Origin of the sequence: Pseudomonas sp. BMS12 (genome assembly GCF_001592875.1) — a bacterium.
GTDB lineage: Bacteria > Pseudomonadota > Gammaproteobacteria > Pseudomonadales > Pseudomonadaceae > Aquipseudomonas.
On the sequence record NZ_LSOF01000018.1, the window covers coordinates 238,603 to 264,521 of the forward strand.

A 25,919-nucleotide genomic window follows, 5' to 3' on the forward strand; every position below is an offset into this window, starting at 1 on the left:
ATGCGCGCAGCACGCGGCTTCACGCTTATCGAGCTGCTGGTAGTACTGGTGCTGCTCGGCGTGCTGACTGGCCTAGCCGTGCTCGGCAGCGGTATCGCCAGCAGCCCGGCGCGCAAGCTCAACGATGAAGCCGAGCGCCTGAACAGCCTGCTGCGGGTGCTGCTCGACGAGGCCGTGCTGGACAACCGCGAATACGGCGTGCGCTTCGAGGCGCACAGCTACCAGGTGCTGCGCTACGAGCCGGGCAAGGCACGCTGGGCGACGCTGGACGACAAGGTGCACGAACTGCCGGAGTGGGTCGAGTTGAGCGTCAAGGTCGAGGAGCAGAGCATCGGCCTGCCCAGCGACAAGGACGACAAGAAGGCCAAGGACGACAAGGGTGAGAAAAAGGCGCCCGTGACCAAGCCACCGCAGTTGCTGATTCTCTCCAGCGGCGAGCTGACCCCCTTCACCCTGCGCCTGGCCGGCGGCCGTGGCCGCGAGGCGCCGGTGCTGTTGCTGTCCAGCGATGGTTTCGCCGATCCCCAGGTGACGCCGGAGAAAAGCCGGTGAAGCGCAGTCGCGGTTTTACCCTGCTGGAGGTGCTGGTGGCGCTGGCGATCTTCGCCGTGGTCGCCGCCAGCGTGCTCAGCGCCACTTCCCGCTCGCTGAAGACGGCCGCGCGGCTGGAGGACAAGACTTTCGCCAGTTGGCTGGCCGACAACCGCCTGCAACAGCTGCAGCTGGCCGACGCGCCGCCGGGCGAGGGTCGCGAGCAGGGCGAGGAAACCTATGCCGGCCGCCGTTGGCTGTGGCAGACCGAAGTACAGAGCACCAGCGAGGCGGAAATGCTGCGCGTCACCGTGCGCGTGGCGCCACGTCCGGAGCGCGGGCTGCAGGGCAAGATCGAGGACAACGCTCTGGTGACCCTCTCCGGATTCATCGGAGTGGCGCCATGAACCCTGCCTTTCTCAGGGGCATGGGGGGCCGGCAGCGTGGTTTCACCCTGCTGGAAGTGCTGATCGCCATCGCCATCTTCGCCATGCTGGCCATGGCCACCTACCGCATGCTCGACAGCGTGATGCAGACCGACCGTGGCCAGCGCGAGCAGGAACAGCGCCTGCGTGAGCTGACCCGGGCCATGGCCGCCTTCGAGCGCGACCTGTTGCAGGTGCGTTCGCGCCCGGTGCGTGACCCCCTGGGCGATCCGCTGCCGGTCATGCGTGGCGACAGTGGCAGGAATACCGTGCTGGAGTTCACCCGCAGTGGCTGGCGCAATCCGCTTGGGCAGCCGCGTTCCACCCTGCAACGGGTGCGCTGGCAGCTGCAGGGTGAGCGCTGGCAGCGCGCCTATTGGCCGGTGCTGGACCAGGCCCAGGATAGCCAGCCGCGTATTCAGCAGGCGCTGGAGGGTGTTTCCCGCTTCGAGCTGCGCTTTCTCGATGGCGACGGTCGCTGGCTGCAGAACTGGCCGCCGCCCAGCAGCAATGCCGATGAGGCTCTGACCCAGCTGCCCCGTGCCGTGGAGCTGGTCATCGAGCACCGCCGCTATGGCGAGCTGCGCCGTCTCTGGCGCCTGCCGGAAATGCCGCAGCAGGAGCAACTGGCAGTGCCCGGCAATGAAGGCGGGGAGGATGGCTTGCTGCCGGAAGAGCCGAGTCCGGACACCGGGCAGGAGCTGAGCCAATGAAGCGCCAGCGAGGGGTGGCGTTGATCACCGTGATGCTGGTGGTGGCGCTGGTCACGGTGATCTGTGCGGCATTGCTGCTGCGTCAGCAGCTGGCCATCCGCAGTACCGGCAACCAGTTGCTGGTGCGTCAGGCGCAGTACTACGCCGAAGGTGGCGAGCTGCTGGCCAAGGCCCTGCTGCGCCGCGATCAGGAACAGGGTGTGGTCGACAATCTGGCCGAACCCTGGGCTAACCCCCGCCTGCAGTTCCCGCTCGATGAGGGGGGCGAACTGCGCCTGCGCATCGACGATCTGTCCGGCCGTTTCAACCTCAACAGCCTGGCGGTCACTGGCGAAGCCGGCGAGCTGGCGCTGCTGCGTTTTCGCCGCCTGTTGCAGCAGCTGCAGCTCAGCCCGGCCTACGCCGAACGCCTGCAGGACTGGCTGGATGTGAATCAGGAAGCCAGTGGTTCGACAGGGGCCGAGGATGACCAGTACCTGCTGCTGGACCCCGCGTATCGCACCGGTCCCGGGCGTATTGCCGATGTGTCCGAGCTGCGCCTGCTGTTGGGCATGAAAGAGGCCGACTACCGGCGTCTGGCGCCCTTCGTCAGTGCCTTGCCGAGTCAGGTCGAGCTCAATATCAATACCGCCAGCGCCCAGGTGCTGGCCTGCCTGGGCGAGGGCATTCCGGCATCCGCGCTGCAGTCGGCCATCGATGGGCGCGGGCGTAGCGGCTACAGCGATGTCGGCGGTTTCGTCCAGCAGCTGTCGTCCTATGGCGTCAGTGCCCAGGGGCTGGGGGTTGGCAGTCAGTATTTCCGTGTCACCACCGAGGTGTTGCTGGGCGACCGGCGCCAGGTGCTGACCAGCTATCTGCAACGTGGTAACGATAAGCACGTACGCCTGATGGCGCGCGATCTGGGGCAGGAGGGCCTGGGGCCCGAGCCCGTCGAGGAGTCCGAGTAAATGAGTCCTACCCTGTTTCTGCCGCCGCAGGCCTGCGGCGAGGTGTCTGCCGAACTGCCGGTGTGGCGGGTGGAGGGGGAGAGCTGCGTGCAGCAGGCCTTCACCGCCGCCGTGCCGGCCCAGGGCGCCTGGCGTCTGGTGCTGCCGGTCGAGGCGGTAACCCTGTGCGTGGTGCAACTGCCGACCACCAAGGCGCGCTGGCTGGCCAAGGCTCTGCCGTTCGCGGTGGAGGAGCTGCTGGCCGAGGATGTGGAGCTGTTTCACCTGTGCGTCGGCGCGCCCCTGGCCGATGGGCGTCACCGCGTGCATGCGCTCAAGCGGGCCTGGCTGGCCAGCTGGCTGGCGCTGTGCGGCGACAACCCGCCACGCCGCATCGAGGTCGACGCCGACCTGCTCTCGGGCGAAGGCAGCCAGCTGCTGTGCGCAGGCGAGCGCTGGCTGCTCGGTGGCAGCGGCGAGGCGCGCCTGGCCCTGCGTAGTGAGGACTGGCCGGCACTGGCAGCGTTGTGCCTGCAGCCGAGGGTGGCTCATGTCGAAGCCGGCCAGACCGCCCCGGCAGAGGTGGACGAAGTCCACGAACTGCCGAGGGCGCTGCCCTGGCTGGCGGCGCAGACGGCCGATTGCAATTTGGCCCAGGGCGCATTCGCCGTGCGTGAGCCTTCCGGTGAATGGCGGCGTTGGCGTCCACTGGCGGCATTGCTGGGTCTATGGCTGTTGCTGCAGTGGGGCTTCAACCTGGCTCAGGGTCTGTACCTGCAACATGAGGGTGAGCGCTATGCCACGGCCAATCACGGGCTTTACCGCGAGTTGTTCCCGGACGACAGCAAGCTGATCAACTTGCGTGCGCAGTTCGATCAGCACCTGGCCGAAGCGGCTGGGGGCGGACAGAGCCAGCTGCTGGCACTGCTCGAGCAGAGCGCTGCGGCCCTCAACCAGGAGGGCGGCCAGGTGCAGGTCGAACAACTGGACTTCAGCGCCCAGCGTGGCGAGCTGGCTTTCAACCTGCTGGCCAGCGACTTTGCGACACTGGAAAGCCTGCGAGGCAGGCTGCAGGACGCCGGGCTGGCGGTGGACATGGGCTCGGCGAGCCGGCAGGACAGCGGCGTCAGCGCGCGCCTGGTGATCGGAGGTAACGGATGAGCGAGATGATCATGCAGTGGTCGCAACGCCTGCTACAGAGCCCGCTGGGCGCGCGCTGGCAGGCGCTGCCGCCTCGCGACCGTCTGGCCCTGGTGCTGCTCGGCAGCTTCCTGTTGCTGGTGCTCTTGTACCTGCTGGCCTGGCGCCCGGTCAGCCAGAACCTGGCGCAGGCGCGCAGTTTCCTGCAGCAGCAGCGCAGCCTGCATGCCTACATGCAGGAGCATGCGCCGCAGGTACAGGCACTGCAGGGGCGACCGCAGGTCACCCTCGACCCGGCCCGCTTGCAGGGGTTGGTAACGGCCAGTGCGGCGAGTCAGGGGCTGAATGTCGAGCGCCTGGACAACCAGGGCGATGGCAGCCTGCAGGTCAGCCTGCAGGCCACCGAGTTCACTCGCCTGCTGCGCTGGCTGGTGAGCCTGGAGGAGCAGGGTGTGCGGGTCGACGAGGCGGGGCTGGAGCGCGCCGACAAGGGCCTGGTGAACAGCCGCCTGCTGCTGCGTGCCGACTGAGCAGAAGCGGATGATCTTGTTCGAGTTAGGTGCTTGATTCACCAATGCCTACGCGATGCCAGTCGGTGAGCTTGAGTGAGTGCTCATATGGCATTAACCCTCATGTTTCCTACTCATAGCTACTCACTCACCCCATTGCTATTGCATGGTGATGTTGGCGGTAGAGATCACGGCGGAATCCTGAATACGGAGATGGCGTGGACTGAGGGCGGTTGGCGCGTGAGGAGCTTGCCGGACTCGCCGCGCGGCCCGGCTGATAAGGGCGCTGTGATCGGTGACTTGTTTTAATGTCGATTGTAATTTCATCATTGATGAGCAATATCGATGATGGTGATTTTTTAATGAGTGGCCAGGCAGCGATAGTGACGGCGTGGATTCAGCCAACCCCTTCTAGCAGGAACCTCGCCATGAAAGCCTTCACCCTTGCTGTCCTGTATACCGCCGCCCTGAGTAGCTACATGTCCACCCTGTCGTTTGCAGCGCCTTCGGTCCCCACCGGGCCGGTGCAGCAGAGCAACCCGGCGGCAGTCGGTACGGGTGTGCTGGTACTGGATCGGCTGGCATAAGGCAGCGCACAACGCCTTGCAGTCAGAGGTTTCGCGTCGGCAGCAGACAGGCTATAAGGCTGGCTCGATTTTGCCGTCCTGAGCGCTGCCTTGCTCGAGTACTCCATCTACCTCGGTCTGTTCCTCTCCGCCTTTGGTGCTGCCAGCCTATTACCCCTGCAGTCGGAGGCGGTGCTGGTCGCACTGTTGCTGGCGGGTGAGCAACCTGTCACGGCGCTGCTGCTGGTGGCCAGTCTCGGCAATGTGCTCGGCGCCGTGCTGAATGCGGCGCTCGGGCGCGGCATCGAACGTTTTCATGGGCGGCGCTGGTTTCCCGTCGACGACCGGCAGCTGGCGCGGGCCAAGGCGGGATACCAGCGCTATGGCCGCTGGTCGCTGCTGCTGAGCTGGATGCCGGTCATAGGCGACCCGCTGACCCTGGTGGCCGGTGTGATGCGCGAGCCCTGGTGGAGCTTTCTGCTGCTGGTCACCCTGGCCAAGGCTGGGCGCTACCTGGCGCTGGCCGCCATCACGCTGGGCTGGTTCTGAGCCGTAGGCCTGGCTCAGTCGCGGTAGAACACCTGGATCAGGTGATAGCCAAACTGGGTCTTCACCGGGCCGTGCACTTCGCGCAGAGCCTTCTTGAAGATCACCTGGTCCACGGCACGCACCATCTGCCCCGGACGCACTTCGCCAAGGTCGCCGCCTTTCTTGCCCGACGGGCAGGTGGAGTATTTCTTTGCCAGCACATCGAAGGCCTCGCCAGCGGCGATGCGTTTCTTCAGGGCGGCCGCTTCGGCCTCGGTCTTCACCAGGATGTGGCGGGCCATTGCCTTGGGCATGATCGGTTCCTCAATTTGCGAGGCCGCTATTGTGCCAGTAATCATTGCGCCATCAGAATGACGTCATTTTTCAGGCTGTCGTTGGCCGGAAACCTGGGCCGACTTGGCCTAACTTGATTACTCCACACAGATGGAAGCGCGCCCCATGGATCTCACCCAGATGCTGAAAATCCTGTCCAGCCAGGACGGATCCGACCTCTACCTGTCCACCGGGGCTCCGCCCTGCGCCAAGTTCAACGGGGTGCTCAAGCCGCTCAGCCAGGAGCCGCTCAAGCCGGGTGATGTGGCGGCCATCGCCGCCGGGGTGATGGACGCCGAGCAGCGCGTCGAGTTCGAGAAAGAGCTGGAAATGAACCTGGCCATCTCGATTCCCAATGTCGGTCGCTTCCGCATCAACATCTTCAAGCAGCGTAACGAGGTTTCCATTGTCGCGCGCAACATCAAGATGGAAATTCCCAAGTTCGAAGACCTCAAGCTGCCCGAGGTACTGCTCAAGACCGTGATGGAGAAGCGCGGCCTGGTGCTGTTCGTCGGCGGTACCGGCTCGGGCAAGTCGACCTCGCTGGCGGCGCTGATCGATTATCGCAACCGCAACAGCGGCGGCCATATCATCACCATCGAGGATCCGGTGGAATACGTGCACCGGCACAAGAAGTCGATCATCAACCAGCGCGAAGTGGGCGTGGATACCCGCAGCTTCCATGCTGCGCTGAAGAACACCCTGCGCCAGGCGCCGGATGTGATCCTGATCGGCGAGATCCGCGACCGCGAGACCATGGAGCACGCCCTGGCCTTCGCCGACACCGGGCACCTGGCCATCTCCACTCTGCACGCCAACAACGCCAATCAGGCGCTGGACCGCATCATCAATTTCTTCCCCGAGGAACGCCGCCCGCAACTGCTCAATGACCTGGGCAACAACCTGCGCGCGTTCGTCTCCCAGCGCCTGGTCAAGACCCTCGATGGCAAGCGCCGCGCGGCGGTGGAGGTGATGCTGGGCACACCGACCGTGCGTGACCTGATCAAGCGCAACGAGTTCTCCGAGATCAAGGAGATCATGGAGAAGTCGAAAAACCTCGGCATGCAGACCTTCGACATGGCGCTGATCGACCTGGTCCACGAAGGGGCCATCGACGAGGACGAAGCGGTGAAGAACGCCGATTCGGCCAACAACGTGCGCCTCAAGCTCAAACTGTACAAGGACAACCCGGCCAGTCAGCCAGCGGTGGCGGCGCCAGTCGCGGCTCCCGAGGCCTCGCCGAGCGCGGCACCGGCCAACTGGGCGATGGAGCTGAAGCTGGAAGAGATCGAGGAAGAGACTCCTCCGGAAGATCCTGGGCGGCAGGGGATCTAGCGAGCAGGCGACTGTGGCATATAGGTGTGCTGCAGGCGCAGGCTAGTACCGTCCTGGTCCAGCGTTTCGACGGCCTTGCGCAGCTCTTCGACCAACTGTGGATCGCAGTCTTTCGAGCAGGCCAGGTAGAGGTCGGTACGTGCCAGAGGCGGGCTCCTATGCAGCTTCTGCTCGCGGTGTACAGATTTACCCCAGATGTATATTGCTTCCGGGATACCGGTAAACCAGGCATCAATACGGCCCAATGCCAGCAGATGAGCAGGATTTTCGCCGAGCTTGAGCTGAGTGATCTGATTCTCCCTGAAGCCTTCGCGGCGCAGTATCTCCAGCTGTGCTGTACCCAGGCCGACACCAATGCGACTGTAGTGCTGGCGTGCTTCGTCGAAACTGCTTACGGGTTCGTCCATGCTGAAGAACGCCCGCTCAAGAGGCATGATCGGGCTGATCCATGTGTAGTTGTCTTCCCGGTCGGGTGTGCGTGATAGCGGGATGATCAGCAGGTTGTGCCCACTGGCGACGGTCATTTGTGCCCTGGCCCACGGCTCGGTAACGATTTGCACCGGGTGACCGCTGCGAGCGAGGGCTGCCAGGGTCACGTCACCGACCATGCCATGGCCACCTGTGTAGTTTTGCAGGGTCAGAGGGGGCGCATCCGGCATGTACAACTTGACCGGCTCGTTGGCCGACCCAGGGCTCGCGAATGCAAGCATAGCCAGCAGAAATAGAAGGATAGGCACTGCGGGCATCCGGCGGTTGAGTTGCAAGGAGTATAGGGGAGCCGTCATCGCCATGACGTTCCCGAGCACATGCAGGAAAGGCTCGCGATCGCTGTGCTGTGATGACAAGGCTTTCCGTGCGGAGTGGCGACCTGATGCTCCAGACGCGCGTCCCCAGGTGTGCTCGTCGGTGCATGGCTATGAGCCGTTTACAGCGCCTGAACGGTAGTCAGCAGCAGGAGATAGCCCAGCACCAGCAGCGGCCAGGCGCAGGCTGGGCCGAACAGAAGGCGCCACAGCCGGTTGATCGGGTCGAAGCCGACGCCGTGGACGAAGCCGCCGCTGATGCCGAGCATCACCAGCATCAGCAGGCTGTGGCTGTAGCGGCCCTGATCGTCCAGATAGGCGGCGGGGTGGATCAGCAGCAGCAAGGCCAGCGGGCTGGCTAACAGCAGCGACAGCACCCGGCTCCACGGGCGCTGCAGCAGGGGGCGGGCCTCAGTCGTCACCGACCGGTTCCTCGTCGAGGTTCTGCGTGGTCTCAAGCCACAGGGCATTGATGATGCCGAAGCTGCAGGCCAGCAGCACACCGAGAATCCAGGTGAAATACCACATGATGCGTTCTCCTCAGTACAGGCCGTGGCGGTTGCTGTCGATCTGCGCGGTGGTCACCGTGCCCCACATCTTCGCGTAGCCCCACAGGGTGTAGGCGAGGATGATCGGCACGAAGATGCAGGCCACTACGAACATGATGCCCAGAGTCATGCGGCTGGACACGGCGTCCCACACGGTCAGGCTGGAGGCCGGGTCGAGCGAGGACGGCATGATGAAGGGGAACAGGGCGAAGCCGGCGGTGCACAGCGTGCCGACGATGGCCAGGCTGGAGCCGAGGAAGGCGAAGCCGCCCTTGCGCCCGCTTGCCGCGGCCAGTGCCAGTACCGCGCCGAGGATGCCCATCAGCGGCGCCAGCTTGGTCAGCGGATACTGCGCGTAGTTGGCCATCCAGCCGGCGTTGCCGGCGGCCACCTGCTTGCCCAGCGGGTTGAGCGCGGCTCCAGTGTCCAATGCACCCTGAATCACCTGGCCCTGGATATTGCCCAGCCACAGCCAGGCACCGGCGCCGATGAAGGCGACCAGGTACACCAGCGCGGTCAGTTGCGCGGCACGCCGGCTGCGGCGGGCGACATCGGCCTCGGTGCGCATCATCAGCCAGGTGGCACCGTGCAGCAGCAGCATCGACAGGCTGACCACCCCGGCCAGCAGGCCGAAGGGGTTGAGCAGCTGCCAGAAGCTGCCGTAGTAGGTCACGCGCAGGTCGGCGTCGAACTGGAAGGGCACGCCCAGCAGCAGGTTGCCGAAGGCCACGCCGAACACCAGTGAGGGCACCAGGCCGCCGACGAACAGGCCCCAGTCCCAGGTCTGCCGCCAGCGGGTGTTCTCCAGCTTGCTGCGGTAGTCGAAGCCCACCGGGCGCACGAACAGGGCGAACAGCACCAGCAGCATGGCCCAGTAGAAACCGGAGAAAGACGCGGCGTAGACCAGCGGCCAGGCGGCGAACAGCGCGCCACCGGCGGTGATCAGCCATACCTGGTTGCCGTCCCAGTGCGGGGCGATGGTGTTGATCACCACGCGCCGCTCGTTGTCGGTACGGCCGACGAAGGGCATCAGCGCGGCGGCGCCGAGGTCGAAACCGTCAGTCAGGGCGAAGCCGATCAGCAGCACGCCGACCAGCACCCACCAGATCAGCTTGAGGCTTTCGTAGTCGAACATGGTTGTCTCCTCAGGCGGCGGCCGGCTGCTGTTGTTCGAAGTGGTAACGCCCGGTGTGCAGGCTGGACGGGCCGAGGCGGGCGAACTTGATCATCAGGTACATCTCCACCACCAGCAGCAGGCTGTAGAAGGCGATCAGCGCGGTCAGCGAACCCCACACATCGCCTGCCGACAGGCTGGAGGCGGATAGGTGGGTGGGCAGTACCTCACCGATGGACCAGGGCTGGCGGCCATGCTCGGCCACGAACCAGCCGGTCTGCGCGGCGATCCACGGCAGCGGCAGGCTGAGCAGCGCCCACTTCAGCAGCCAGGGCTTGCGCTCCTCGTTCTTGCGCGCCGAGGCCCAGAAGGCGCAGGCGAACAGCGCCAGCATGAGGAAGCCGCTGGCAACCATGATGCGGAAGGTCCAGAACAGGCTGAACACGTTGGGGATGGTGTCCAACGCGGCTTGCTTGATCTGCGTCTCGCTGGCGTCCACCACCTTGGCGGTGTACTTCTTCAGCAGCAGGCCATAGCCCAGATCCTGCTTGACTGCCTCGAACGCGGCAATGGTCGCTGCGCTCTTGTCACCGCCGCGCAGCTGCTCCAGCAGCGCGTAGGCCTGCATGCCGTTGCGGATGCGCAGCTCATGCTCGGCCACCAGCTGCTTGATGCCCTTGACCTCGGTATCCAGCGAGCGGGTGGCGATCAGGCCCAGCGCGTAGGGAATCTTCACCGCGTAGTCGGTGCGCTGCTCCTCCTGGTTGGGCAGGCCGAACAGGGTGAAACCGGCCGGCGCGGGGTGGGTTTCCCACTCGGCCTCGATGGCAGCCAGCTTGGTCTTCTGCACGTCGCCGATTTCGTAGCCGGACTCGTCGCCCAGCACGATGACCGAGAGGATCGAGGCCAGGCCGAAGGCCGAGGCGATGGCGAAGGAGCGGCGGGCGAAGCCCTGGTCGCGCTTCTTCAGCAGGTAGTAGCTGGAAATCGCCAGGACGAAGATGGCTCCGGTGACGTAGCCGGCGGCCACGGTGTGCACGAACTTCACCTGCGCCACCGGGTTGAACAGCAGGGCGCCGAAGTCGGTCAGCTCCATGCGCATGGTTTCATAGTTGAACTCGGCGCCGACCGGGTTCTGCATCCAGCCGTTGGCGATCAGGATCCACAGCGCCGAGAGGTTCGAGCCGATAGCCACCAGCCAGGTCACCGCCAGGTGTTGGACCTTGGACAGCCGATCCCAGCCGAAGAAGAACAGACCGATGAAGGTCGATTCGAGGAAGAACGCCATCAACCCCTCGATGGCCAGCGGCGCGCCGAAGATGTCACCGACGTAGTGGCTGTAGTAGGCCCAGTTGGTACCGAACTGGAACTCCATGGTCAGTCCGGTGGTGACTCCGAGGGCGAAGTTGATGCCGAACAGCTTGCCCCAGAACTTCACCATGTCCTTGTAGACCTGCTTGCCGGTCATCACGTAGACCGACTCCATGATCGCCAGCAGAAAGGCCAGGCCGAGCGTCAGGGGCACGAACAGGAAGTGATACATCGCGGTCATGGCAAATTGCAGACGCGACAGGTCGACGACGGTTTCCGAGATCATCTCGGTTTCTCCTCGGTACGTGGCGATTCGTTGAACAGATGGGCATCGACACGGGCTGCGCCATTCTCGGGAATGGTCGGCGCGTCGAACCAGATAGCCTTGATGGCAAGCAGTAGGGCCAGCTTGATCAGCAATATGGCGGTGATTTCCCGCACCAGCGGGAGGCGCCATGGAGACGGTGGGCGAGTTGCCATCCAGATACCCTCAGGAGTATGTCGGGCAGGATAGACGGCTACGCTGGGGATCTTTTGACCTGGATCAGTCGGGTCGTTGGCTCAGGCGTGGTGCGTTGTCGCAGTTCAGCGCTCGTCGAGGGCGAAGGCGGTCAGGCTGAAGGTGGGGATGCCCATGTCCTGCAGCTTCTGCGAGCCACCCAGTTCGGGCAGGTCGATGATTGCCGCGGCCTCGTAGACCTGGGCGCCGAGGCGGCGCACCAGGCGTGCGGCGGCCAGCAGGGTACCGCCGGTGGCGATCAGGTCATCGAAAATCAGTACGCGGTCGCCTTCGCACAGGCTGTCGGCGTGCACTTCCAGCAGCGCTTCGCCGTATTCGGTCTGGTAACTCTCGGCGAGCACTTCGGCCGGCAGCTTGCCCTGTTTGCGGAACAGGATCAGCGGCTTGTTCAGCTCGTAGGCGATTACCGAGCCGATCAGGAAACCGCGCGCATCCATCGCGGCGATATGGCTGAAGTCGCTTTCCACATAACGCTGGATGAAGCTGTCGGCGACCATGCGCTGGGCGCGTGGCGACTGGAACAGCGGGGTGATGTCGCGGAACACCACGCCGGGTTTGGGGAAGTCCGGTACCGGGCGGATCAACGATTTGATGGCGAACTCATCGAAGATCATCTGCGGCTCCTTGGGCTCTACGGCTGGTTATACCTGGAGGCTAGTCGGGTATGCTGCCGCCGGCCAGGGCGCACAGCTCGATGGGGTCGAGGATGTGTACCTCCTTGCCTTCGGCCTCGATCAGGCCGCTCTGCTGGAAGCGGGTGAATACCCGTGACACGGTTTCCACAGCCAGGCCCAGGTAGTTGCCCAGCTCGTTGCGCGACATGGCCAGGCGAAACTGGTTGGCCGAGAAGCCACGGGCGCGGAAGCGCGCAGAGAGGTTGACCAGGAAGGTGGCGATGCGTTCGTCGGCGGTTTTCTTGGACAGCAGCAGCATCATCTGCTGGTCGTCGCGGATTTCCCGGCTCATCACCCGCATCAGCTGGCGGCGCAGTTGCGGCAGTTGCACGGAGAGTTCGTCGAGGCGCTCGAAGGGGATTTCGCACACCGAGGTGGTTTCCAGCGCCTGCGCGGATACCGGGTAGATGGCGGTGTCCACCCCGGACAGGCCGACCAGCTCGCTGGGCAGGTGGAAGCCGGTGATCTGCTCTTCACCGCCGTCGCTCAGGGTAAAGGTCTTCAGGGCGCCGGCCCGCACGGCGAACACCGAGTCGAAGGCATCGCCCTGGCGGAACAGGAACTCGCCTTTCTTCAGCGGCCGGCCACGTTTGACGATGCGGTCGAGGGCGTCCATGTCCTCCAGGTTCAGGGATAGCGGCAGGCACAGCGCGGCCAGGCTGCAGTCTTTGCAATGGGCCTGATGAGGGCTGTGCATCTTGATGATTTCTGACATCGGAGATCCCTGATTGACAATCACACACAAAGCGAAAGGTTAACCCATGGCCCGGTGCTCAGGCCAGCGCGACGATGGTGGTACAGGGCTGACCGATCACTCAAGTAATTTCATCGTCTACCGATACCCAGAGCGAGACCGCGCCGAGGGAAATTCCATGCTGAGGATAGACACAAACGGCTTGAGCGAGCGCTTGGCCCTGGGTGTAGAGCGCCAGGCCAGGCGTGCCGAGGGCGAAGTGGCTGACGAGCAGAAAGTGCGCGAGGGCTTGCGCGTCAGCCTGTCTGAGCTGGGGCGCGTACGCTCCAGTGCCAAGAACGACGATATCGATGAAAGCGACCTGCCGGACAACATCAAGGAAATTCTCAAGCTGATCCGTGCCTTACGCCAGCAGATCGCCGCCAAGCAGGCAGAACTGCAAGCACTGATGGCGGAACAAGGGCTGGGCCCGGAAATGCGACAGATGCGCGCCGAGGCACTACGCAGTGAGCTGGCTTCCTTGCAAGGGGCATTGAGCACGGCTCAAGCCAGCCTGGCGCAAGCCCTGCAGGACAAGCGCTTGAGCAATGGTCAACGCATGCAGGCGGCTAGTCTGGCGATGGCTTGAGCCGGCTCCCGCCGTTCGATTTCAGATCACCCGCGAGAAGCGCTGCTGGTTCTGCTGCTCCAGGTAGTGGTCGAACAGCATGCACAGCGAACGCACCAGCAGGCGACCAGCCGGGCGCACATTGATGCCTTGTCCGTTGAGCTCGATCAGGCCGTCGCGTGCCATTTCCTGCAGTTGAGGCCAGATGGCGGAGAAGTAGCTGCGGAAGTCGATGGCGAAGCGCTGCTCGATAGCGGCGATGTCTAGTTGGAATTCGCAGATCAGCGCCTGGATCACGGCGCGACGGATGCGGTCGTCGCTGTTGCAGTGCAGGCCGCGGCGGGTGGCCAGCTGGCCGTTGGCCAGGCTCTGCTGGTAGTCGTTCAGGTCGCTGATGTTCTGGCAGTACAGATCACCTACCTGGCTGATGGCGGAAACGCCCAGGCCGATCAGGTCGCAGTGTCCGTGGGTGGTGTAGCCCTGGAAGTTGCGTTGCAGGGTGCCATCTTCCTGGGCCATGGCCAGCTCGTCGTCGGGCAGGGCGAAGTGGTCCATGCCGATGTAGCGGTAACCGGCGGCGGTCAACTGTTCGATACTGCGTTGCAACATCTCCAGTTTCTGCGCCGGGTTGGGCAGCTCCTCGGCATTGATGCGGCGCTGCGGCAGGAAGCGTTCCGGCAGGTGGGCATAGTTGAACACCGAGAGGCGGTCGGGTTGCAGGGCGATCACTTCGTCCACGGTGCGGGCGAAGCGCTCCGGCGTCTGTTGCGGCAGGCCGTAGATCAGGTCGATGTTGACCGAGCGGAACTGCAGGGTATGGGCCGCCTCGACGATGGCGCGGGTCTGCTCCAGCGACTGCAGGCGGTTGATGGCGCGTTGCACGTCCGGGTCGAGATCCTGCACGCCCAGGCTGACACGATTGAAGCCCAGTTCACGCAGCAGGCCCATGGTCGACCAGTCGGCTTCGCGCGGATCGATCTCGATGCCGTAGTCGCCACTGTCGTCGTCCAGCAGATTGAAGCTCTGGCGCAGATGCTCCATCAATCGGCGCAGCTCATCGTGACTGAGGAAGGTCGGGGTGCCACCACCGAAGTGCAGCTGCTCGACCACCTGGCGCCGATCCAGATGCCGGGAGATCAGCGTGATCTCCTGCATCAGCTGCTCCAGATAGGGCTGCGCGCGGCCGCGATCCTTGGTGATCACCTTGTTGCAGGCGCAGTAGTAGCAGATGTTGGCGCAGAACGGCACGTGTACATACAGCGACAGTGGCCGTTGCGCCTTGCGGCTGTCGCGCAGCGCGTGCAGCAGGTCGAAGGAGCCTACCTGATCGTGAAACTGAACGGCGGTGGGGTAGGAGGTGTAGCGCGGACCTGCGCGGTCGTGGCGGCGAATCAGGTCGGCGTCCCAGCGGATGGCGTCGAGCATGGAAATATCCCTGGATTGGCGGTGGTGCCAGTCTAGGGAGTCGCCGCTGGTTGCCCGTTGATCTGTATCAAGTGCCCCGTGCTCGTAGACGCGAGTCCTGCTCGCACACTGTCGGGTTCACCAATAGCGCGCGCTGCTGCTTCAGTGACCCATCAGCCAGTGCTGGTGAGGGCCGGGCAGGGTCCATAGGCCGAACAGGATCACCAGCAGGCCGCCGGCGATACGCACGCCGCGTCGGCGTAGCAGGGCGGTGAGGCGCTCCGCGGCCAGGCCGGTGGCCAGCAGTACCGGCCAGGTACCCAGGCCGAAGGCCAGCATCAGCAGCGCACTATCGATCGGCGAGCCTTGGCTCGAGGCCCATAGCAGGGTGCTGTAGACCAGGCCGCACGGCAGCCAGCCCCAGATGGCCCCCAGCAGCAGAGCGCGTGGCAGGCTGCTGACCGGGATCAGCCGGCTGGCGATGGGTTGCAGATGGCGCCAGAGATGTCGGCCCAAGCCCTCGATACGGGTCAGGCCGCTCCACCAGCCGGCCAGGTACAGGCCCATGGCAATCAGCAGCAGTGCGGCAATCACCCGCAGCAACATGGCCGCCGGGCTGCTGGCGACTGCCCAGCCGGCCAGGCCGATCAGCAGACCGGCGGCGCTGTAGCTGAGAACACGACCGAGGTTGTAGGCCAGCAGCAGGCGCAGGCGACGAGCGCGCTGTTCAGGCGGGATGGCCAGCGTAAGCGCACCCATCAGGCCACCGCACATGCCCAGGCAGTGGCCGCCGCCGAGCAGGCCGAGCACCACTGCGGAAAGCAGCAACGGCAGCAGGTCAGCCACGCGGCTCATCCTTGTCGGTGCTCTGGTCGGCTTCTGCGATCCCGGCCTTGTGCTGGGGGTCTTCGTCGTCGAACAGAATGCTGTGGGCGGGGCTGTCCAGATCGTCGTACTGACCGTTATCGACCGCCCAGACGAACAGCCAGATGGCGAAGCCGACCAGCGCCACGGCAATCGGAATCAGGATGTAGATGGCGGACATGAACTCTCCAGACGTAGGGTGGATGTTGTCATCCATCGTTGCTGCGTTATGGCGGACCGATGACGCCTGATCCAGTACGGTGGGCTAACAGTCATTGCCGACTGCGCGGCCCGCCTGTGGTTGATACTGCGCTGGCCGACGCGCAGTGGGTCACGGTTTTACTCGGGCCAGACGCAGGGCGTTGAGTACGACCAGCAGCGAGCTGGCCGACATGCCGAGCGCAGCCCATAGCGGAGTGACCATGCCCAGGGCGGCGAAGGGCAGCACCAGGCCATTGTACAGAGTCGCCCAGGCCAGGTTCTCGACGATGATGTGCCGTGTCCGACGCGCCAGGGCGAAGCCCTGGACCAGGCTGCTCAGGCGGTTGGACAGGAGGACGGCGTCGGCGCTGGTCTTGGCCAGGTCGGTGGCGCTGCCCATGGCCACGCTGATGTCGGCGCCAGCCAGTACCGGCACGTCGTTGACGCCATCACCGAGCATCAGCACGCGGCGGCCGGCGCCATGCAATTGCTGCAGCACGGCCAGCTTGGCGTCGGGGGTGAGTCCGCCGCGGGCGTCGGCAATCTCCAGCTTGCGGGCGACTTCGCCGACCATGGGCGAGCTGTCGCCGGAGAGCAGGATGATCTCCCAGCCCTGTGCTCGGCAGGCGGCGATCAGCTCGGGGGCGTCTTCGCGCAGGCGGTCGCTCAGTACGAACCAGGCCAGTGGCCCGCGCGCGTCGCCCAGCAGCAGCCACTGCCCTTGATCACCAGGAATCGATGGCGCCTCGCGACCGGTCAGTTCGGCCACGTAACCCGGTTGGCCAATGCGCAGCAGGCGCCCGTCGACCTCGCCCTGCAGGCCCAGGCCGGGATGGCTGCTGAGCTGTTCGGCGCCCCGGTTGCTGTAGCCGAAGGCCCGGGCGATGGGGTGTTCCGAGCCGTGCTCGAGGGCGGCGGCCAGGGCCAGGCAGGCATCAGCGTCCAATTCGCGCAGGGTGACGATGCGCTCCAGGGTCAGGCGCCCCTCGCTGAGGGTGCCGGTCTTGTCGAAGATCACCGTATCGATGTGCTTGAGGCCTTCCAGCACGTGGCTGCGGGTCAGCAGCAGACCCAGCTTGTGCAGGCTGCCGGTGGCGGTGGTCAGGGCGGTGGGTGTGGCCAGCGACAGGGCACAGGGGCAAGTGGCGACCAGCAGCGCCAGCACGATCCAGAATGCCCGCTCGCTGTCGAGCTGCCACCAGACCAGGCCGACCACGGCGGCCAGGCCCAGCACGATCAGCAGGAACCACTGCGCCACCCGATCGGCCATCTCGGCCAGGCGCGGCTTGTCGGCCTGGGCGCGCTCCAGCAGGCGGACGATGGCGGACAGGCGGGTGTCGCCGCCGAGGGCTTCGACCTGGACCGTCAGCGGGCCTTCGACGTTGAGGGTGCCGGCGGTGACCGTATCGCCTTCGCCGCGCGGCAGCGGCAGGTATTCGCCCGTGAGCAGCGACTCATCGACACTGGACTGGCCAGCGACGATGCGCCCGTCCGCCGGCAGCTGCGAGCCCGGCGGCACCAGCACGCGGTCGCCGATGGCCAGTTCGCGCAGCAACACACGTTGGCTGTTGCCCTGTGCGTCCAGGCGCAGACAGGAAGGCGGCAGCAGGCTGACCAGCTGAGCGGTGGCTGCCGCCGTGCGCTCGCGGGCGCGGCGCTCCAGATAGCGGCCGGCAAGGAGGAACAGGGCGAACATGCCGACCGCATCGAAATACAGCTCGCCGACGCCGGTGAGCGTGGACCAGATGCCGGCGATATAGGCACCGCCGATGGCCAGTGAAACGGACACATCCATGGTCAGGTGGCGGGTACGCAGGTCGCGCAGGGCGCCACGGAAGAACTGGCCGCAGCAGTAGAAGACGATGGGCGTGGTGAGGAACAGGCTGGTCCAGCGCAGGATCTTGTCCAGCTCTGGCGACAGGTCGATGTTGAACTCGGGCCAGGTCGCCATGGCCGCCATCATCACCTGCATCCACAGCAGGCCGGCCACGCCGATTTGCCGTAGCGACTTGCGGTTCTCCTCGGCCAGGCGCTCGCTGGCCTGGTCGGCCTGCCAGGGGTGGCCGGCGTAGCCGATTCGGCGCAGCTCGGCGAGCAACTGGCTGAGACTGATCTGGCTATCGCTCCAGCGTACCTGCAGGCGCTGGTTGGACAGGTTGAGGCTGGCTTCGGCTACGCCGTGCAGGGTGCGCAGGTGCTTCTCGATCAGCCAGCCGCAGGCCGCGCAGCTGATGCCTTCGATCAGCAGGTTGGTTTCGCTGAGGTCGCCTTCATGCTGGACGAAATCCCGCTGCACTTCGTCGCGGTCATACAGCGCCAGCTCGTCCGGCAATGCCTTGGGCAGGGTCTGCGGATTGACCGCGTTGTCGCTGCGGTGTCGGTAGTAGCTGTCCAGGCCGCCGGCGACAATCGCCTCGGCCACGGCCTGGCAGCCCGGGCAGCAGAAAACCCGCGTCTGTTCCAGCACGTAGGCCTCGAAGCGCGCGCCGGACGGTACCGGCAACCCGCAGTGGTAGCAGGGAAGGGGGCTGCTCATGACGCGGCGCGATTACTCGTCGAGCCGGAAGCGCTGGCCGTCGGCGAGCTGCTTCTCCTCGAACAGGCGCCAGTCTTTACCACCTTCCTGGCCGATCAACTCGACAAAGCGGCGGCCTTCGATGGCATCCAGCAGGTTGCCGGTGTAGCTGCCGTCAGCCTGCTGCTGCAGGATCACCCGGCGATCACGCTCCGGCTGGGTGGGCGAGAGCAGGTTGAGCACCAGTTGCGGCGGGTTGCTGTTGCCTTGCAGCTGCAAGGCGACGGTGCCTTTCTGGTTGTCCAGGGTGAAATCGGCGATCAGCGCCAGGCGCTTGGCCAACTCTTCGCGCTCCAGCGAAGTATTGATGCCCTTGCCGACGTCGTAATAGTTGTCCGACAGCAGCCCTGGCGGGTTGCGGGTGGCGATCACCAGCATGCTGGTGCCCAGTATCACGGACATGCCGAGGATACCGAGGATGAACCAGACCCAGACTTCCTTGTACCAGGGGTTGAGCGGAGCTTGTTGCGACGACATGTAGGAACCTGTGTTCAGCGCACGCTAGGGCCGATGAATCGGCTGTCGGCGTCGCTTGCTATGGACGGGTCTTCCAAGGCCTGGACCTTGAACAGAATTTTATTGGCACTGGAGGGCAGTTTTTCCGGCGCGATGGACAGCTCCACCGGGATCGACAGCACTTCGCCGGCGATTGCCTTGACCTCGCTCTTGCCCTCGAACTCGAGGCCGTCGATGCCTTCGACGGAGATCAGATAGGTCAGGTCGCGCTGGGCCTTGTTCATCAGCTTCACGGTGTAGACGTTCTCGACGTGGCCTATCTCGTTCTCGCGGAACAGTACCCGATCCTTGAGCACGTCGATCTCCACCAGCGAACGGCTGAAGATGGCCCAGGCGAACAGGCCCATCATGACCACCAGTGCGACGGCGTAGCCTATCAGGCGCGGGCGCACCAGGTGAGTCTTCTGGCCAGACAGATTGTGTTCGGTTGTGTAGCTGATCAGGCCCTTGGGGTAGCCCATCTTGTCCATGATGCTGTCGCAGGCATCAATACAGGCGGCGCAGCCGATGCACTCGATCTGCAGGCCGTCACGGATGTCGATGCCGGTGGGGCAGACCTGTACGCACATGGTGCAGTCGATGCAGTCGCCCAGGCCTTCGGCCTTGTAGTCGGCGGTCTTCTTGCGCGGCCCGCGGTGCTCGCCACGGCGTGGGTCGTAGGAGACGATCAGGGTGTCCTTGTCGAACATCACGCTCTGGAAGCGTGCGTAAGGGCACATGTAGATGCACACCTGTTCGCGCAGCCAGCCGGCATTGCCGTAGGTGGCCAGGGTGAAGAAACCGACCCAGAAATAGGCCCAGCCATCGGCCTCGCCAGTGAGCAGGTTCGGGATCAGTTCGCGGATCGGCGAGAAATAGCCGACGAAGGTCAGGCCGGTGACCAGGCCGATCAGAATCCACAGGCTGTGCTTGGCCGCCTTGCGCAGGAACTTGTTGGCGCTCATCGGCGCCTTGTCCAGTTTCATGCGCTGATTGCGGTCGCCTTCGGTGACCTTCTCGCACCACATGAATATCCAGGTCCATACGCTCTGCGGGCAGGTGTAGCCGCACCAGACCCGGCCGGCGAACACGGTGATGAAGAACAGGCCGAAGGCGCAGATGATCAGCAGCGCCGAGAGCAGGATGAAGTCCTGCGGCCAGAAAGTGGCGCCGAAGATGAAGAATTTGCGTTCCGGCAGGTTCCACCAGACGGCTTGGCGATCATTCCAGCTGAGCCAGACGGTGCCGAAGTAGACCAGGAAGAGGAAGGCTCCGCCGCTGAGGCGAAGATTGCGGAACAGGCCGGTGAAGGCGCGGGTGTAGATCTTTTCGCGGCTGGCGTAGAGGTCGGTGCTTTCGCCGCCTTTGGCCGGGGGAGGGGTGATGTTTCGGACGGGAATCTGTTCGCTCATCAGGGGTATACCACGGCTTGGGTGAGTGCTGCGTCGATACTTGCCGGCGCAGTCAGAATTTCACATTCACTATGGTACGCCTGATCGAGCGTTGCCCGGATGCGACCAGCGGTCGCGTCCGGGCGGGTGCAGCCTTACTTCTCGACAGCTGCTTCGGCGTTGCCGTGGGACAGGCTGTACACGTAGGCGGCCAGCAGGTGCACCTTGTCTTCGCTACCCACGTACGGCAGCTGTGCCGGCATGTTGCCGCTGCGGCCGTAACGGATGGTCTGCTGCAGCTGGGCATAGCTGCTGCCGTAGATGAAGGCGCTCGGGTTGGTCAGGTTCGGCGCACCCATGCTCGGGGTGCCGGTGCCGGCCTTGGTGTGGCAGGCGAAGCAGACGCTTTCGAACACTTGCTTGCCGGCGGCCACGTCGGCCTCGACGCCTTCCGGCAGCTTGCGGCCGCCCAGCTCGGTGAGGACATAGGCAGCGACGTTGCGTACACCGTCTTCGCCAATGGTCGGACCCTGGGCCGGCATCATGCCGTGACGGCCGCCGATGATGGTCTGCTTGATGGTGGCCGGTTCGCCGCCCCAGCGCCATTCGTTATCGGTCAGGTTGGGGAAGCCGTAGTTACCCTTGGCGTCGGAGCCGTGGCAGACGGAGCAGTTGGAGGCGAACAGGCGAGCACCCATTTTCAGGGCCTGCTCGTCCTTGGCCACTTCCTCGATCGGCAGCTTGGCGTACTTGGCATAGATCGGCGCATATTCCTTGTCGGCGCGGACCATTTCCTTTTCCCACTGGTGCACGCCGGTCCAGCCGGCCTGGCCATTGGCGAAGGGCTTGCCGTCGCCGGCTTCGTTATAGCCCGGCAGCAGACCTTTCCAGGTACCCAGACCCGGGTACAGGACCAGGTAGCCGAGGGCGAAGATGATGGTGCCGATGAACAGCATGAACCACCATTTCGGCAGGGGGTTGTCGAACTCTTCGATACCGTCGAAGGCGTGGCCGACGGTTTCCTCAGTGCTTTCGTCGCGCTGCCCCTTGCGCACGCCGAAGATCAGCGCCGTCAGAGCGGCAATGGTGCCCAGGCTCAGGACGGTGATGTACAGACTCCAGAAGGTAGTCATTCTTTATTGCTCCCAGAAGCTTGCTCGTCACGCTTATTGGCCGGGATGTCGTCGGCGAAGGGCAGGTTGGCCGCCTCGTCGAAGTTCGACTTGCGCTTGTTGCTGTAGGCCCAGAGCACCACGCCGATGAAGGCGATGAAGACTACTGCGGTGCCTATGCCACGAATCATCCCGATATCCATCGTGCGTTACCGTTTGTTCTTGATAGAAGTGCCCAGGCCTTGCAGGAAGGCCACCAGAGCGTCCATCTCGGTCTTGCCCTTGACGGCTTCACGAGCACCGGCGATGTCTTCGTCGGTGTAAGGCACGCCGAGGGTGCGTTGAGCTTCCATCTTGGCAGCGGTGTACTTGCCGTCGAGCTTGTTCTCTACCAGCCAGGGGTAGGCCGGCATCTTCGACTCCGGCACAACGTTTCGCGGGTTGTACAGGTGGGCGCGGTGCCAGTCGTCCGAGTAGCGGCCGCCGACACGAGCCAGGTCCGGGCCGGTACGCTTGGAGCCCCACAGGAAGGGGTGGTCCCAGACGCTTTCACCGGCGACGGAGTAGTGGCCGTAGCGCTCGGTCTCGGCACGGAACGGACGGATCATCTGCGAGTGGCAGCCGACGCAGCCTTCACGGATGTAGATATCGCGACCTTCCAGCTCCAGCGCGGTGCGCGGCTTCATGCCTTCCACCGGGGTGTTGGTGACGTCCTGGAAGAACAGCGGGACGATCTGGGTCAGACCGCCGATGCTCACGGCGATCACCATGAACAGGGCCAGCAGGCCGATGTTCTTTTCGAAGATTTCGTGTTTGCTACCGGCCATCAGTGAGCCACCTCAGCAGGAATCAGGGCAGCGGCGTCGTATTCGGCCTTGTTCGCGGCACGCACGGTACGCCAGGTGTTGTAGGCCATCAGCAGCATGCCGGTCACGAAGAAGGCACCGCCAAGGGCGCGAACCATGTAACCGAGGTGGCTGGCTTCCAGCGCTTCGACGAAGGAGTAGGTGAGGGTGCCGTCTTCGTTGACTGCGCGCCACATCAGACCCTGGGTGATGCCGTTGACCCACATCGAGGCGATGTACAGCACGGTGCCGATGGTGGCCAGCCAGAAGTGTGCGTTGATCAGACCGACGCTGTGCATCTGCTCACGACCGAAGACCTTCGGAATCAGGTGGTACAGCGAGCCGATGGAGATCATCGCTACCCAGCCGAGGGCGCCGGCGTGTACGTGGCCGATGGTCCAGTCGGTGTAGTGGGACAGCGCGTTGACGGTCTTGATGGCCATCATTGGACCTTCGAAGGTCGACATGCCGTAGAAGGCCAGCGATACCACCAGGAAGCGCAGGATCGGGTCGTTGCGCAGCTTATGCCAGGCGCCCGACAGGCTCATCATGCCGTTGATCATGCCGCCCCAGCTCGGAGCCAGCAGAATGACCGACATGGCCATGCCGAGGGACTGGGCCCAGTCCGGCAGTGCGGTGTAATGCAGGTGGTGCGGGCCTGCCCAGATGTACAGGGTGATCAGTGCCCAGAAGTGCACGATCGACAGGCGGTACGAGTAGATAGGACGCTCGGCCTGCTTGGGTACGAAGTAGTACATCATCCCCAGGAAACCGGTGGTCAGGAAGAAGCCCACGGCGTTGTGGCCGTACCACCATTGCACCATGGCGTCGGTAGCACCGGCGTAGACCGAGTAGGACTTGAACAGGGTGACCGGCATTTCCATGCTGTTGACGATGTGCAGCATGGCGGTGACCAGGATGAAGGCACCGAAGAACCAGTTGCCCACATAGATGTGCTTGGTCTTGCGCTTGATGATGGTGCCGAAGAACACCGCACAGTAGGTGATCCAGACCACGCCCAGAAGGATGTCGATCGGCCACTCCAGCTCGGCGTACTCCTTGGAGGAGGTGTAGCCCAGTGGCAGGGTGATGACGGCCAGCACGATCACGGCTTGCCAACCCCAGAAGGTGAAGGCGGCCAGACTGTCGGAGATCAGGCGAGCCTGACAGGTGCGCTGAACCACGTAATAAGAAGTGGCGAACAGGGCGCAACCGCCGAAGGCGAAGATCACCGCGTTGGTGTGCAGGGGACGCAGACGGCCGAAGCTGGTCCACGGCAGGTTCAGGTTGAGTTCTGGCCACACGAGTTGTGCGGCGATGAACACACCGAGACCCATCCCGATGACCCCCCAGATTACCGTCATAACGGCGAACTGGCGGACCACCTTGTAGTTATAAGCAGTCTGACTGATTGCTGTGCTCATGCTAGGGGTTCCACGGTTAATGGAGTTTTCTTAGGGGTAAAAAATCGGCGGCAAGTATGGATAAATGAGGTACCCATTGCAACGCCGGATGCCAGTGTGATCAAGGTTTTAGCGGGCTTTTACCCCTTCCGAGAGTTCGCTTTCAGGGGCGAATTTTCGGATTTCGATGACTTGGATGGCACTGCGCAACGAAAGGAATCGCCTTGGAGTTGTTACCAGGTGCGACTGTTGGGCAGCTTAGACCATGTCAACTGATGCGGCCTGCAATCGTTCTGCGGGGTGCGACATCGGGTCGCACGAGTGGTGGGGCGGGAACGGGCGCCGATTGGCGCCCGGGAGGGGATGGGCAGTTTTTAGTCCTGGGCTACCGCTTGCTCCTGCTGTTGGGACAGGCTGTACACATAGGCGGTCAGCAGGTGCACCTTGTCCTCGCTACCCACGTACGGCAGTTGTGCTGGCATGTGGCCGGTGCGGCCGTAACGGATGGTCTGCTGCAGCTGGGCAAAACTGCTGCCGTAGATGAAGGCGCTGGGGTTGGTCAGGTTGGGGGCGCCCATGCTCGGGGTGCCCTTGCCGTCGGCGCCGTGGCAGGCGAAGCAGGTGCTGGCGAAGATCTTCTGGCCGGCGCTGATATCGGCGGTCTCACCTGCCGGCAGCTTGCGCCCGGCCAGTTCGGTCAGCACGTAGGCGGCGACATTGTGTACGCCTTCTTCGCCAATCATCTGGGCCTGGGCCGGCATCATGCCGCTGCGGCCACCGATGATGGTCTGCTTGATGGTTTCCGGTGAGCCGCCCCAGCGCCACTCCTTGTCGGTCAGATTGGGGAAACCGTAGGCGCCCTTGGCATCGGAACCATGGCAGACCGAGCAGTTGGAGGCAAACAGGCGACCGCCCATCTTCAAGGCGCGTTCATCCTGAGCGACCTGTTCGACCGGCAATTTGGCGTAGCCAGCATAGATCGGTGCGTACTCGCGGTTGGCCTTGTCGACTTCCCGTTGCCATTGTTTGACCTGGGTCCAGCCGCCTTCGTAGCCCGGCAGCTTGCCGGCGTAATTGCCCAGGCCCGGGTAGAGCAGCAGATAGCCTGCGGCGAAGATCAGGGTGCCGAGGAACAGCATGAACCACCACCGGGGTAGCGGGTTGTCGTATTCCTCGATGCCATCGAAGCTGTGCCCCAGGGTCTGCTCGGTAGGGCCGGATTGCTGGCCCTTGCGGGTGGCGAACAATAGCCACAGCAGGGCGAGCAGGCTGCCGAGGGTGAGCAGGGTGATGTACCAACTCCAGAACGTGGTCATGTCCGATTACCTCTTGTTCTTCAGGCTGGTGCCGAGCACCTGCAGGTAGGCGACCAGGGCTTCCATCTCGCTCTTGCCCTGCACGGCAGCCTGGGCGCCGCTGATGTCCGCATCGCTGTAGGGCACGCCGAGGGTGCGCAGGGCGCCCATTTTGGCGGCGCTGTCCTTGCCATCGAGCTTGCTTTCGACCAGCCAGGGGTAGGCCGGCATCTTCGACTCCGGTACGACGTTGCGCGGGTTGTACAGGTGCGCGCGGTGCCAGTCGTCCGAGTAGCGGCCGCCGACACGGGCCAGGTCCGGGCCGGTGCGCTTGGAACCCCACAGGAAGGGGTGGTCCCAGACGCTTTCACCGGCGACGGAGTAGTGGCCGTAGCGCTCGGTCTCGGCGCGGAACGGGCGGATCATCTGCGAGTGGCAGCCGACGCAACCTTCGCGGATGTAGATGTCGCGACCTTCCAGCTGCAGCGCGGTATAGGGCTTCATGCCGGTTACCGGCTCGTTGACCACGTCCTGAAAGAACAGCGGAACGATCTGCGTCAGGCCGCCAATGCTCACGGCGAAGACCATGAGCAACGCCAGCAGGCCGACGTTCTTCTCGAGTATTTCGTGCTTGCTGCTCATCAGTGGGCTCCTTCGGCGATCAGGGCGGCGCTGTCGTACTCGGCCGGCTTGGCCGCGCGTACGGTGAGCCAGGTATTCCAGGCCATCAGCAGCATGCCCGTGAAGAAGATGGCGCCACCCAGGACGCGGACCACGAAGCCGGCGTGGCTGGCTTCCAGCGCTTCGACGAAGGAGTAGGTGAGGGTGCCGTCGTCATTCACCGCACGCCACATCAGGCCCTGAGTGATGCCGTTGACCCACATCGAGGCGATGTACAGCACGGTGCCGATGGTGGCCAGCCAGAAGTGCGCGTTGATCAGGCCGATGCTGTGCATCTGCTCGCGACCGAAGACTTTCGGGATCAGGTGGTACAGCGAGCCGATGGAGATCATCGCTACCCAGCCGAGGGCGCCGGCGTGTACGTGGCCGATGGTCC

At 64.2% G+C, this 25,919-nt stretch carries 32 protein-coding genes; 10 read left to right on the plus strand and 22 right to left on the minus strand.

All coding sequences use genetic code 11. The annotated features are described in order from the left end of the window. The 8 genes from gspH (at nucleotide 1) to AYB31_RS17775 (ending at nucleotide 5,359) form a co-directional block, all read left to right on the plus strand. Nucleotides 1–552 carry a type II secretion system minor pseudopilin GspH gene (gene gspH / locus AYB31_RS17745; protein WP_068830151.1) on the plus strand — a complete coding sequence of 184 codons (552 nt, stop codon included), beginning with the start codon at nucleotides 1–3 and terminating at the stop codon, nucleotides 550–552. Further along, entirely contained in the window at nucleotides 549–938 is a 390-nt protein-coding gene (gene gspI / locus AYB31_RS17750; protein ID WP_068830153.1) for a type II secretion system minor pseudopilin GspI, read from the plus strand. The genes gspH and gspI overlap by 4 nt, the downstream gene beginning before the upstream one ends. After that, a complete protein-coding gene (gspJ, locus tag AYB31_RS17755; protein WP_236715576.1) occupies nucleotides 935–1,669 on the plus strand; it encodes a type II secretion system minor pseudopilin GspJ in 735 nt (244 codons plus the stop codon). Before gspI ends, gspJ begins: the two co-directional genes overlap by 4 nt. Then, the gene (gspK, locus tag AYB31_RS17760) at nucleotides 1,666–2,616 is read left to right on the plus strand and encodes a type II secretion system minor pseudopilin GspK (protein ID WP_068830157.1); all 951 of its coding nucleotides are present in this window, start codon (nucleotides 1,666–1,668) and stop codon (nucleotides 2,614–2,616) included. The genes gspJ and gspK overlap by 4 nt, the downstream gene beginning before the upstream one ends. Beyond that, the gene (gspL, locus tag AYB31_RS17765) at nucleotides 2,617–3,756 is read left to right on the plus strand and encodes a type II secretion system protein GspL (protein ID WP_068830158.1); all 1,140 of its coding nucleotides are present in this window, start codon (nucleotides 2,617–2,619) and stop codon (nucleotides 3,754–3,756) included. Further along, the gene (locus AYB31_RS17770; protein ID WP_068830159.1) at nucleotides 3,753–4,265 is read left to right on the plus strand and encodes a type II secretion system protein M; all 513 of its coding nucleotides are present in this window, start codon (nucleotides 3,753–3,755) and stop codon (nucleotides 4,263–4,265) included. Before gspL ends, AYB31_RS17770 begins: the two co-directional genes overlap by 4 nt. Before the next feature lie 407 nt (nucleotides 4,266–4,672). Continuing rightward, entirely contained in the window at nucleotides 4,673–4,831 is a 159-nt protein-coding gene (locus AYB31_RS21730; RefSeq protein ID WP_161489390.1) for a hypothetical protein, read from the plus strand. 90 nt (nucleotides 4,832–4,921) lie between these two features. Then, a complete protein-coding gene (locus AYB31_RS17775) occupies nucleotides 4,922–5,359 on the plus strand; it encodes a YqaA family protein (RefSeq protein WP_068830161.1) in 438 nt (145 codons plus the stop codon). A 14-nt stretch (nucleotides 5,360–5,373) separates the two neighbouring features. On the opposite strand, the gene AYB31_RS17780 is transcribed toward AYB31_RS17775, so the two are convergent. Next, entirely contained in the window at nucleotides 5,374–5,652 is a 279-nt protein-coding gene (locus AYB31_RS17780; protein ID WP_068830162.1) for a peptidylprolyl isomerase, read from the minus strand. Between the two features lie 145 nt (nucleotides 5,653–5,797). Between AYB31_RS17780 and AYB31_RS17785 the strand changes: the two genes are divergently transcribed. Next, the gene (locus tag AYB31_RS17785) at nucleotides 5,798–7,006 is read left to right on the plus strand and encodes a PilT/PilU family type 4a pilus ATPase (protein WP_177332309.1); all 1,209 of its coding nucleotides are present in this window, start codon (nucleotides 5,798–5,800) and stop codon (nucleotides 7,004–7,006) included. Here the strand turns inward: AYB31_RS17785 and AYB31_RS17790 are convergent. From AYB31_RS17790 to fnr, 8 genes are all read right to left on the minus strand, one after another. Next, nucleotides 7,003–7,851 (minus strand): substrate-binding periplasmic protein, encoded by an 849-nt coding sequence (locus AYB31_RS17790; protein ID WP_442961828.1) that lies wholly within the window; start codon nucleotides 7,849–7,851, stop codon nucleotides 7,003–7,005. The genes AYB31_RS17785 and AYB31_RS17790 overlap by 4 nt on opposite strands. 80 nt (nucleotides 7,852–7,931) lie before the next feature. Beyond that, nucleotides 7,932–8,231: a cyd operon YbgE family protein gene (locus tag AYB31_RS17795; RefSeq protein ID WP_068830164.1), complete on the minus strand. Its 300-nt coding sequence runs from the start codon at nucleotides 8,229–8,231 to the stop codon at nucleotides 7,932–7,934. After that, a complete protein-coding gene (cydX, locus tag AYB31_RS17800; RefSeq protein ID WP_049269383.1) occupies nucleotides 8,221–8,337 on the minus strand; it encodes a cytochrome bd-I oxidase subunit CydX in 117 nt (38 codons plus the stop codon). The genes AYB31_RS17795 and cydX overlap by 11 nt, the downstream gene beginning before the upstream one ends. Before the next feature lie 12 nt (nucleotides 8,338–8,349). Next, on the minus strand, nucleotides 8,350–9,492 hold the full coding sequence (gene cydB, locus AYB31_RS17805) for a cytochrome d ubiquinol oxidase subunit II (protein WP_068830165.1): 1,143 nt from the start codon (nucleotides 9,490–9,492) through the stop codon (nucleotides 8,350–8,352). 10 nt (nucleotides 9,493–9,502) lie between these two features. After that, nucleotides 9,503–11,068, minus strand: a complete 1,566-nt coding sequence (locus tag AYB31_RS17810) for a cytochrome ubiquinol oxidase subunit I (protein WP_068830167.1) — start codon at nucleotides 11,066–11,068, stop codon at nucleotides 9,503–9,505. Then, the gene (cydP, locus tag AYB31_RS17815; RefSeq protein ID WP_236715577.1) at nucleotides 11,065–11,223 is read right to left on the minus strand and encodes a cytochrome oxidase putative small subunit CydP; all 159 of its coding nucleotides are present in this window, start codon (nucleotides 11,221–11,223) and stop codon (nucleotides 11,065–11,067) included. The genes AYB31_RS17810 and cydP overlap by 4 nt, the downstream gene beginning before the upstream one ends. 144 nt (nucleotides 11,224–11,367) lie before the next feature. Beyond that, nucleotides 11,368–11,916 (minus strand): adenine phosphoribosyltransferase, encoded by a 549-nt coding sequence (locus AYB31_RS17820; protein ID WP_068830170.1) that lies wholly within the window; start codon nucleotides 11,914–11,916, stop codon nucleotides 11,368–11,370. A 40-nt stretch (nucleotides 11,917–11,956) separates the two neighbouring features. Beyond that, entirely contained in the window at nucleotides 11,957–12,691 is a 735-nt protein-coding gene (gene fnr / locus AYB31_RS17825) for a fumarate/nitrate reduction transcriptional regulator Fnr (protein WP_068830171.1), read from the minus strand. A gap of 157 nt (nucleotides 12,692–12,848) precedes the next feature. Here fnr and AYB31_RS17830 point away from each other — a divergent pair, with 157 nt between their 5' ends. Next, nucleotides 12,849–13,298, plus strand: a complete 450-nt coding sequence (locus AYB31_RS17830; RefSeq protein WP_236715578.1) for a hypothetical protein — start codon at nucleotides 12,849–12,851, stop codon at nucleotides 13,296–13,298. 21 nt (nucleotides 13,299–13,319) lie between these two features. Here the strand turns inward: AYB31_RS17830 and hemN are convergent, their stop codons facing one another. The 13 genes from hemN to AYB31_RS17895 all read right to left on the minus strand — a co-directional run. Next, a complete protein-coding gene (gene hemN, locus AYB31_RS17835; RefSeq protein ID WP_068830173.1) occupies nucleotides 13,320–14,702 on the minus strand; it encodes an oxygen-independent coproporphyrinogen III oxidase in 1,383 nt (460 codons plus the stop codon). 141 nt (nucleotides 14,703–14,843) lie between these two features. Continuing rightward, nucleotides 14,844–15,527, minus strand: coding sequence for a sulfite exporter TauE/SafE family protein (locus AYB31_RS17840; protein WP_068830175.1), 684 nt, complete (start codon nucleotides 15,525–15,527; stop codon nucleotides 14,844–14,846). Then, nucleotides 15,520–15,726 carry a cbb3-type cytochrome oxidase assembly protein CcoS gene (gene ccoS / locus AYB31_RS17845; protein ID WP_068830177.1) on the minus strand — a complete coding sequence of 69 codons (207 nt, stop codon included), beginning with the start codon at nucleotides 15,724–15,726 and terminating at the stop codon, nucleotides 15,520–15,522. Before ccoS ends, AYB31_RS17840 begins: the two co-directional genes overlap by 8 nt. A 150-nt stretch (nucleotides 15,727–15,876) precedes the next feature. Next, nucleotides 15,877–18,282: a heavy metal translocating P-type ATPase gene (locus AYB31_RS17850; protein ID WP_068830179.1), complete on the minus strand. Its 2,406-nt coding sequence runs from the start codon at nucleotides 18,280–18,282 to the stop codon at nucleotides 15,877–15,879. A 12-nt stretch (nucleotides 18,283–18,294) separates the two neighbouring features. Beyond that, nucleotides 18,295–18,798, minus strand: coding sequence for a FixH family protein (locus AYB31_RS17855; protein WP_068830181.1), 504 nt, complete (start codon nucleotides 18,796–18,798; stop codon nucleotides 18,295–18,297). 14 nt (nucleotides 18,799–18,812) lie between these two features. Beyond that, nucleotides 18,813–20,228, minus strand: coding sequence for a cytochrome c oxidase accessory protein CcoG (ccoG, locus tag AYB31_RS17860; protein WP_068830183.1), 1,416 nt, complete (start codon nucleotides 20,226–20,228; stop codon nucleotides 18,813–18,815). 134 nt (nucleotides 20,229–20,362) lie between these two features. Next, a complete protein-coding gene (ccoP, locus tag AYB31_RS17865; RefSeq protein ID WP_068830185.1) occupies nucleotides 20,363–21,340 on the minus strand; it encodes a cytochrome-c oxidase, cbb3-type subunit III in 978 nt (325 codons plus the stop codon). Further along, nucleotides 21,337–21,522, minus strand: coding sequence for a CcoQ/FixQ family Cbb3-type cytochrome c oxidase assembly chaperone (locus AYB31_RS17870; RefSeq protein WP_068830187.1), 186 nt, complete (start codon nucleotides 21,520–21,522; stop codon nucleotides 21,337–21,339). The genes ccoP (AYB31_RS17865) and AYB31_RS17870 overlap by 4 nt, the downstream gene beginning before the upstream one ends. Before the next feature lie 6 nt (nucleotides 21,523–21,528). Beyond that, the gene (gene ccoO / locus AYB31_RS17875; protein ID WP_068830189.1) at nucleotides 21,529–22,146 is read right to left on the minus strand and encodes a cytochrome-c oxidase, cbb3-type subunit II; all 618 of its coding nucleotides are present in this window, start codon (nucleotides 22,144–22,146) and stop codon (nucleotides 21,529–21,531) included. Beyond that, on the minus strand, nucleotides 22,146–23,588 hold the full coding sequence (ccoN, locus tag AYB31_RS17880; protein ID WP_068830191.1) for a cytochrome-c oxidase, cbb3-type subunit I: 1,443 nt from the start codon (nucleotides 23,586–23,588) through the stop codon (nucleotides 22,146–22,148). Before ccoN ends, ccoO (AYB31_RS17875) begins: the two co-directional genes overlap by 1 nt. Nucleotides 23,589–23,941: 353 nt before the next feature. Continuing rightward, complete coding sequence (ccoP, locus tag AYB31_RS17885) at nucleotides 23,942–24,883, minus strand: cytochrome-c oxidase, cbb3-type subunit III (RefSeq protein WP_068830192.1); 942 nt, start codon at nucleotides 24,881–24,883, stop codon at nucleotides 23,942–23,944. Between the two features lie 6 nt (nucleotides 24,884–24,889). Further along, nucleotides 24,890–25,504 carry a cytochrome-c oxidase, cbb3-type subunit II gene (ccoO, locus tag AYB31_RS17890; protein ID WP_068830194.1) on the minus strand — a complete coding sequence of 205 codons (615 nt, stop codon included), beginning with the start codon at nucleotides 25,502–25,504 and terminating at the stop codon, nucleotides 24,890–24,892. Beyond that, the coding region (locus AYB31_RS17895; protein ID WP_177332310.1) for a cbb3-type cytochrome c oxidase subunit I at nucleotides 25,504–25,919 on the minus strand (416 nt) is incomplete at its 5' end. The genes AYB31_RS17895 and ccoO (AYB31_RS17890), both read right to left, overlap by 1 nt.